The organism is Peptoclostridium sp. (assembly GCF_009881055.1).
Lineage (GTDB): Bacteria > Bacillota > Clostridia > Peptostreptococcales > Peptostreptococcaceae > Peptoclostridium_A.
Map to the genome: position 1 here is coordinate 1 of NZ_WXFG01000006.1, position 8,175 is coordinate 8,175.

Genomic DNA, 8,175 nt, shown 5'->3' on the forward strand with positions numbered 1-8,175 from the left:
AAAGAGCATGCACAAGGCTTGGAATCAAGCTCTTATTCGCAAAGCCCTACCACCCGGAGGGGAAAGGCAAAATCGAGGCCTTCAACCGCAGAGTGGATTCGTTTCTTTCGGAAGTAGCCTTGATGAACATAACCTCACTTGATGAGCTCAACCATTATCTTCAGCTATGGATTTCAAGCCACTACCACAAAACAGAGCATTACGGACTCGGAGGAATCTCACCGGATACGGCTTTCAAAACCGACTCTCGGCCCCTTAAGTTCATAGACATGGCGGCTTGCACCGAGGCTTTCCTGCATACCAATGAAAGGCTTGTCGACAAGACCGGTTGCGTCAGCTTCGCTGGCAAAAAGTATGAAGTCGGACTGCAGCTCATTGGCAGAAAAGTACAGGTCCGCTATGATCCGTCATGGTCGCACGAAGTTGAAATTCACCATAAGGATTTTGAGTCCTTCAAAGCAAAAGAGCTTGAAATAGGAGAAAACTGCGGCGCTAGAGCCTTTCTGCCTCAGGAGCTTGCTCCCGTAAAAGCCGATGGGTCAAGGCTTTTGGAAGCACTAAACAAAGCCAACATCACCAACCGGACTAAGAAAGACATCGCTGTCGTCTTTAGAAAGAATCGGGAGGTGAAAGAAAATGTATGAAGCCTTCTTCGAGATGCAGCATACGCCATTTGTAAACAGCGTACCTGTGGGTAATCTCTACATGTCGCCAATGCTTGATGAAACTCTCGGAAGACTTGAGTTTGTCGCAGAAAAACGCCTGTTTGCCCTGGTTACGGCAGATGTAGGCTGCGGCAAAACAACTGCCATTAGAAAATTCACAGCCTCGCTTCCCTCAGACCGCTACCAGGTGCTGTACCTTTCAGATTCAAAACTGACTCCAAGATGGTTCTATAAGGGCCTTCTTGATCAGCTCGGAGTAGAATCCAAGTTCTACCGTGGTGACTCGAAACGACAGCTTCATCAACATCTGGAGGTTATCCGCGGTGTTCACAGCAAGACAGTTGTTACAATAGTCGACGAAGCGCATCTTCTCGACCGGGAAACACTTGAAGAAATCCGATTTCTGCTCAACTATAAGATGGACTCCTTAAACCCGATGGCTCTTATCCTTGTTGGTCAAAATGAGCTATGGGACAAGCTCAAGCTTCAAAGATACGCGGCGATTCGCCAAAGAATCGACATCAAGTGCGAAATACCGCAGTATGACCGAGCTCAGACCCAAGAATACATAGCTGCGCACCTTGCATACGCAAAGGGTGCACAGGAAGTTTTCACCGACAAGGCAATTGACGAGGTCTACAAGTACTCGGCCGGCTCAGCTAGAGCCATCAACAAAGTATGTACTCATGCGCTTATGTATGCCTCACAGCGAGCAAAGAAGCTGGTCGACGACCACATGATCAGAACAGTAATCGATGGAAAACTCCCTTAAAGTACGGCCATGACAATCTTGTCATGGCCAAAATAGAACCTAATCACGGCAAGATAAGCGAGCAGTTTGAGGCAACATCGATGGTCAACTCGTAGACAAAGTTGGTGATTTATAACATATTACCATTCAAGCCAGTCTAGATTGTTAATTGCGTCTATTCTGATTTGTTCTGGAACACCAGATGTTACACTTAAAAGTTGATAGTAGCTATTAGCTTTCTCCTTGTCACCCTCGTGATAAGCATAATACGCCGCGTCTGCCAATTCTTTAGCAGCTTCAGCCATTACGTAACTTCCCTCCTCATATCCACTGTCTATAGCCATTCCTGCGTATACAACCGCATTATAATAGTCGCCAATTCCCATAAGGCACTTTGCATAATCCAAGCTGCTTAAAGAAAAATCTCTCCATATATACCAAATATTCTCATAATATCCGAACACAGGGCTATAATCGGTTATTTGATTGCCGGAAAGATACAAGCTGCGGAGGTTAATCAAATTTGACAAAGGCGAAATATCACTTATTTGATTTCTTGCAATATCTAAGCCACCTAAATTTGTCAAGTTAGCCAAAGGTGATATATCACTTATTTGATTGGCATAAAGATATAAGCCACCTAAATTTGTCAGATTGGCCAAAGGCGATATGTCACTTATTTGATTGCACGCGAGTTGCAACTCCTGCAAATTATTTAAATTTGCTAGAGGCGATATATCGCTTATTTGATTTCCCCCAAAATTTAAATATTGTAAATTATTCAATTCAGCCTTGGCCAACGCAGAAATGTCGCTTATTTGATTGCTATCTAAGTACACATATTGCAATTTTGATAAATTTGCCAATGCGGAAATATCGCTTATTTGGTTGTTAGTAAGATCCAACCAAAACAAATTATTCAATTTGGCTATAGGTGATATATCGCTTATTCGATTATTATTAAGTCCCAACATTTCTAATTTGGTTAAATTCACTAAAGGGGATATGTCGCTTATTTGATTACGAGACATGTGCAATTCTCTTAAATTAGTCAAATTTGCTAAAGGTGTTATATCACTAAGTTGATTTCCGTTATAGTATAAACATTCCAAATTAGTTAGATACTGAATGCCTTCCAGATTAGTTGCATCGTCAAGATGTAATTCTGTAATTTTTTCCACGTCTGATTTGAAAATATCCCCCTCGTACTTGTTGATTGCTCTTCTCACTGCCGCTTCCAAATAAGGATCCGGGAAGTCAACTCTTTTCCCCTCTTGAAATTCCTTATGGAAAAAAGTATTTTCATAGAGCTTCTTTGAATACTCAAAAGTAATCTTATCAGTCAGCCACGAATCTCCTGCGAATTTGAGTCTTGCCAAAATGCTGGACTCGAAACCAACATCCACACTCCCTGACGCCTCATTGAAAATTCCATCATCTTCAATCGAGAAACTTCCGGTCACATTTGTCTTTGTGATGAACTGGTTTTCTATCATAGCCGGAATAATGTTGGCCACGTACAACGCAACATCCGTCCCAATCTTTGCGCTTATTGACTTTTCGCCATTTCCTGCAATCGACCAATCCACATCGGGAATCGTGCTTTTTTCCTCTTCCGTAGGCTCGGCTCCTATGACATTCCTGCTAGGGCAGTCGCCGTCTGCAAATACGTTGTACTCCTTCTCAAGATAATATGCCAATCCGTCTCTTCGGAAGTCAAAGCCCCTATCCAGATAGCAGTCCCAGTTGAATGCCGATGTTATCTGAGCAGAAATGGTGCCCTCCAAGCTGCAAGTAAACAGTATCGCAGCTGTAAGCTGGGTCGATATGGGTTCGGGTTCGCCTAATTTACATACAGGTGTTAGCGTTCCTAGATTTACCGCAATGCTTCCAAGAACAACCTTGTCGTTTATATCCACTCCCTCCGCAAACTTACTGCCGACAGCGGGCTTAAGGTTTTGCTCCTTGCACTGACTCTTAAAGTCTTCAAGGCTTACAGTCTCACTCAGTTTCCCGCTTAAAGCAATGTTTACATCGGGCGTCGCAGTGAACCTTGCATAAAGCCTATCCTGCATGAAATTTTTTCCTGAGCAGTCAAAGTCTATCGACGCATCATTGAGCTCTATGCTCCCGTTAATCACCAGCTGGTCATCTTCAGTTTCCGAGTCGCCGTCCCCATCGTATATTACCGCATTGTCTATGCCAAGGGAAATGTCAGGTGCCTCATCGTGGCTGAATAAAAGCAGGAACTTCTTGTACAGCTGATCAAAATTGAATCCTTGTTTTAAAGTGGACTCAAAAGACGAGAGATTCCCGGAGTCTTCTAGGCTGACTCCATTTATGAAGCGGGATGATACGATATCCGACGAGGATATCCTTTGGGATACTGAAATGTCGAAATCCGAAAACACCTCTTCGAGCCTCGGAGCCGATGCCACTATGCTGGCTCCCACCTCTTCCTGCTCTATTGATTTGACCTTTCCTATGAACACCTCTCCTGAGCCGCCGGGATTTACTATGAATATGTCTCCAGTTTCCAGCTCTTCGGCTGATTCTGGCATGCTTTCAAGCGCAAAGGACGTCTCCCCACTCTCATTTACCTGAACATCCACCACGCTAGACACAAAATCTTCTGATTCTTCCTGTGAAAACACTTTGGCACTTTCAGAAACCTCCACGCTGTTTTCATCCGTATCCTCGGCATGCACCCATTCCGCAACATTCACATCATGCCTTGCAAGACCCGAATCGGCTGAAGCAATCGCTTGCTCGACTTGTGGCATGTTGCTTTTCAGATAGTCTTCCACTGCCTGCTTGTCGCCTAAGTCCAAGCCGCTGTCGGCAAGCAGCTGCGCAAGGGCGCTTTTTCTTGCCTGGTATCTTTCAAAAGGGTTTATGTATTGCCCATTGTCTTGCTCCTGCAAGAAGTTGTCTGAGATGCCCTCAATGGGAAAGAGGTTTCCCTCCTCCCCGTTGTTTAGGTCGCTTACGAGCTCCTCAACCGCTTTGGCATCAGTTGTTATATTATATACCGAGCGATTTGAAGTGTTTATGACGTCTCCCGGTGCTGCAAAAGATGTGCTCATGCTTACAAGCATCATTAGCATAGTCAGCATTAGGGATATTATTCTTTTGGTATGTCTATTATTCATAAATAACCCGCTTTCCTGTTAAGATGTTATAAACCACTAATTTTTTCTATGAATTGACCATCGAATTTGCCTGAAACTACTCACTTGGTGATTTGCTCATAGACTTAAAAAGCATCTTCAAATATATTGTTTTTTAGATTTTCACGATATCCATCGATAGGAGAATAATCGCTTATATTATTATATCCTAGCCAAAGATATTTCAGATTTGTCAAACTTGACAACGCCGATATGTCACTTATGCCATTGTTGAAAAGATGTAACATCTCTAATTTCGTCAAATTAGAAAGAGGCGATATGTCGCTTATATCGTTGTGGTTATAACTTGTTGCTTTACCATTGTGGAGGTCTAAATATTTCAAGTTTTTCAAGTTAGATAAGCAAGATATATCGCTTATATTGTTATTCCCTAGATAAAGCCTTTCCAAATTCGTCAAATTTGCCAGAGGAGATAAATCTTCTATATTGTTGTTACCAAGCTGCAAACTTTTCAAATTAGACAAGTTTGACAGCGCAGATATATCGCTAATATTGTCATTATAGAAAAGACCTAAATGTTCAAGATTAGACAAGTACTGAACACCTTCTATATTTTTTATATCACTAAGATCAGCATATAATTCCGTTATATTCTGAACGTCTGACCTATAGATTTCACCCGTGGGTTTTCCAATGGTTCCTCTAACTACAGCTTCAAGGTTTGGATCCGCAAAGTGAATCACCTCGTCATACTCTTCTTCGTATACAAACGGCATCCTGATGCCACTTTGCAAACTCTCCCCATCACCCGACTGTATGTCTTTTGATATGTACAAATAATAGCTTTCACCTGCAACATATGCATGTTCAGGTTTGATATTGATTTTATTCTCCGAAATGGATATTTCCGCAGGAATATTGTTTCCAGTGCTGTCGGTTATGAATATTTTGCTGCTGTTAACTGTATCGCTGCTCACGTATTTGCTGAATTCAACGGTCCAGTCTTTATATGGATTGTCAGTCGTCTTTGTGCTCCAGGTTTCCCATGATTCAGCTGCATAGCAGCTGGCGAGTGCTGAAAATAGAAAGAAAATTGTAATAAATAGTGCAGCTAATCTTTTGTTCATAAGTGCGATCTCTCCCCAATAAATTTTTGTTAGTATTTTAACACTACTCCCTGTGAAATGTCCTCTGGATAAGAAATGGACGCGTACAAAATCCCGCATCCATATTTCATAGCCTTGTCGCTTTTTTATAATAAGTCCCAATGATCTTTTAGCCATCACTAGCAAATAGCTTACCCGAATATGAGTTTCAGTCTCCTGTTTACCTTTTCAATGTCAAAGCCTTCATAACCCATTCCCTTTGACCAAAGCACATATTCGTCATGTTCAGGGTCATTTTCATCCGCCATCGCCCTTACAAATTGCTCATATCCCGATTCTCCGCCCACATCCTCAGGAGGAGTATCCCCTCTTCCTTCCAAGCATACTGGATAATTACTTCTAAAATCGTCTATCACTTCTTCTATTTCTATATAATGCTGCCAGTCGTCCCCCAGATCATACACGTACTTGGCTGATTTGCAGCCAATATCAAAGTAGTCCGAAAGCCTTACCTCATTTTCCATGCGCATAGGCACATCGCTAGGGTATGCAAAGGCTTCTTCGTCGCAGACAATATTCATCAACGGCTTGTAGCCATCCTTGTGAAAACCCGGATGGTTGACGTACTCAATATCCACCGGCGCCTTTTCCCTGTATAGGTAGAACTCGTGCAAATGATAGTCCTTCCATCCAAAAGCCGCCTGCAAAGTCTTGTGGAGCATCTCGAATGTATAATTTAGCGGAACAGTGATCCTTCTCCAAACGTCAAAGCTCTCCAGGTCTAGCTTTACCTTCATCACAGCAGCCCTGCACTTCAGCGCTGGCTTTTTGCAGAGCTCTTCCAGGTCAGCATAAAGCTCCTCATTCGGATACTTGTATTCCTTAGAGCCTTTTCCCGCACCTACCAGAATTCTGCTTATCCTCACACTCAAAGGGCTTTGAATTATTGAATCCGCCAGAACATAATCATAATAAGCATCCACAAATCCAGCCGCCTTGTTGACCCTTGCAAGCGAAGACCTGTCCTCTGCCTTTGCGAATAAAACCTCTCCCGCATTGCTTATATAGTGTGCCGCCACCGCGTCATCTATGCATTCTTCACTGAATGCGTCCTTAATCGCCGACAAAACAAGTTTCCCCAGGTTTTGAAAATCCCTCTTTTTGAGTCCGAACAAAACTACAGCGTACCTACTACTGTCATTGACCATAACCACGGCCTTTTTTCTGTCTATGGTTATAACGTTGGAATGCCATGAAAACAAAGGACTTTCCTCTTTCTGAAGCGTCGGCTTCAACACCAATTCGTCCATCAGCTTTTTTGTGCATCTTATAATCATGCTTCCTCCCGCAAGGCTTGTCTTTAAACCCACATTCTTTTCAATAAATCCAATTATTGCTATAATCGGAAACATATTGATTAAACTTCAAAAGGAGACCAATCATTATGTTTCTAAAAACCGCCATAAGCAGTCTTGAAGATTTACTCTATTATTTTAAGACACATCCAGTCTACACAGCAAAATCTATTCGCTTTTCAATAATAAAAAAATTCTGCACTAAAATATCAATTGTAAAACTGTGCAGATTTCTCGAGGTTTCCAGAAGCGGATACTACAAGTGGCTTAACCGAATGGAAAATGAGAACTGCGATGAAATAATTTTAAATAGAATCATTGAAATTCAAAATAAGCATCATGATACACTTGGATACAGAAGGATGCAAAGAGAGCTTGCAAAATCCGGTATATGCATAGGTGAAAGCAAAACCTACCGGATAATGAGGAAATACGGGAGATTATCAAAAGCTCTGTATACCAAGAAAAATGTAATTATAAATCATGCAATCCATACATACCGAAATCAACTCAAGGGAAACTTTAGCGCATTCATGCCCAATCTCAAATGGTGCATAGACATTTCAAAAATAGATACTAACGAAGGCAGACTGTATCTTTATGTTATTATCGACCTTTATGACAGATATGTAGTAAAACACAGACTCTATAAATCTCAAAAAACTCATCTGGTCAAAAGAATAATACAGGATGCATTAAATAAAGAAAGAATAGATGACAACATCCCCATACTCATACATAGCGATCAGGGAGTTCAATTTTCAAACAATCATTATAATAACTTCATAAAAAAGAACAATATAAATGCTTCTATGTCTGCCAAAGGAACTCCTACAGACAACGCCGTGATTGAAAGCTTTTTTGCAACACTCAAGCTTGAGTGTATATACAGAAATACTCTGGATACTCAAAAGACAGCCGAAAAATTAATAAACGAATTTATCCACTATTACAACAATATAAGAATTCAATCAAAGACTTCCTTGACGCCATCTGAAATAAGACGGCTTGCTTAGAAGGTTCATTTGATTCAACAACTAGGGGTATGTTTCAGATTTTGTGTAAACTCTAAAAACTGATGCAGTTTTATTGTATAAGTTAAGGGATAGGTGCTTAAAACAAGCATCTGTCCCTTAAATGCATTATACACCCGATTTTGGGCGAGTC

The 8,175-nt window shown here is 41.5% G+C and carries 6 protein-coding genes; 3 read left to right on the top strand and 3 right to left on the bottom strand.

Annotation, left to right across the window (positions count from 1 at the left end; all coding sequences use genetic code 11):
- A partial coding sequence (locus tag GT589_RS01345; RefSeq protein WP_293394830.1) for a Mu transposase C-terminal domain-containing protein occupies positions 1 to 644 on the top strand: 644 nt, incomplete at its 5' end.
- A complete protein-coding gene (locus GT589_RS01350) occupies positions 637 to 1,437 on the top strand; it encodes an ExeA family protein (RefSeq protein WP_293394833.1) in 801 nt (266 codons plus the stop codon). The genes GT589_RS01345 and GT589_RS01350, both read left to right, overlap by 8 nt.
- 119 nt (positions 1,438 to 1,556) lie before the next feature.
- Here GT589_RS01350 and GT589_RS01355 read toward each other — a convergent pair whose 3' ends face one another.
- The 3 genes from GT589_RS01355 to GT589_RS01365 all read right to left on the bottom strand — a co-directional run bounded on the left by GT589_RS01355 (position 1,557) and on the right by GT589_RS01365 (position 7,065).
- Positions 1,557 to 4,568: a leucine-rich repeat domain-containing protein gene (locus tag GT589_RS01355; RefSeq protein ID WP_293394836.1), complete on the bottom strand. Its 3,012-nt coding sequence runs from the start codon at positions 4,566 to 4,568 to the stop codon at positions 1,557 to 1,559.
- A gap of 104 nt (positions 4,569 to 4,672) precedes the next feature.
- Complete coding sequence (locus GT589_RS01360; protein ID WP_293394839.1) at positions 4,673 to 5,674, bottom strand: leucine-rich repeat domain-containing protein; 1,002 nt, start codon at positions 5,672 to 5,674, stop codon at positions 4,673 to 4,675.
- 170 nt (positions 5,675 to 5,844) lie between these two features.
- On the bottom strand, positions 5,845 to 7,065 hold the full coding sequence (locus GT589_RS01365) for a plasmid pRiA4b ORF-3 family protein (RefSeq protein WP_293394842.1): 1,221 nt from the start codon (positions 7,063 to 7,065) through the stop codon (positions 5,845 to 5,847).
- A 32-nt stretch (positions 7,066 to 7,097) separates the two neighbouring features.
- Here GT589_RS01365 and GT589_RS01370 point away from each other — a divergent pair, with 32 nt between their 5' ends.
- Positions 7,098 to 8,024: an IS3 family transposase gene (locus GT589_RS01370; protein ID WP_293394846.1), complete on the top strand. Its 927-nt coding sequence runs from the start codon at positions 7,098 to 7,100 to the stop codon at positions 8,022 to 8,024.
- Positions 8,025 to 8,175 lie beyond the last annotated feature (151 nt).

Bases quoted from the DNA above. Each gene is read 5' to 3' on its own strand.
- GT589_RS01350 (WP_293394833.1), top strand. From the start codon at position 637: ATGTATGAAGCCTTCTTCGAGATGCAGCATACGCCATTTGTAAACAGC.
- GT589_RS01370 (WP_293394846.1), top strand. From the start codon at position 7,098: ATGTTTCTAAAAACCGCCATAAGCAGTCTTGAAGATTTACTCTATTAT.
- GT589_RS01355 (WP_293394836.1), bottom strand. From the start codon at position 4,568: ATGAATAATAGACATACCAAAAGAATAATATCCCTAATGCTGACTATG.
- GT589_RS01365 (WP_293394842.1), bottom strand. From the start codon at position 7,065: ATGTTTCCGATTATAGCAATAATTGGATTTATTGAAAAGAATGTGGGT.
- GT589_RS01360 (WP_293394839.1), bottom strand. From the start codon at position 5,674: ATGAACAAAAGATTAGCTGCACTATTTATTACAATTTTCTTTCTATTT.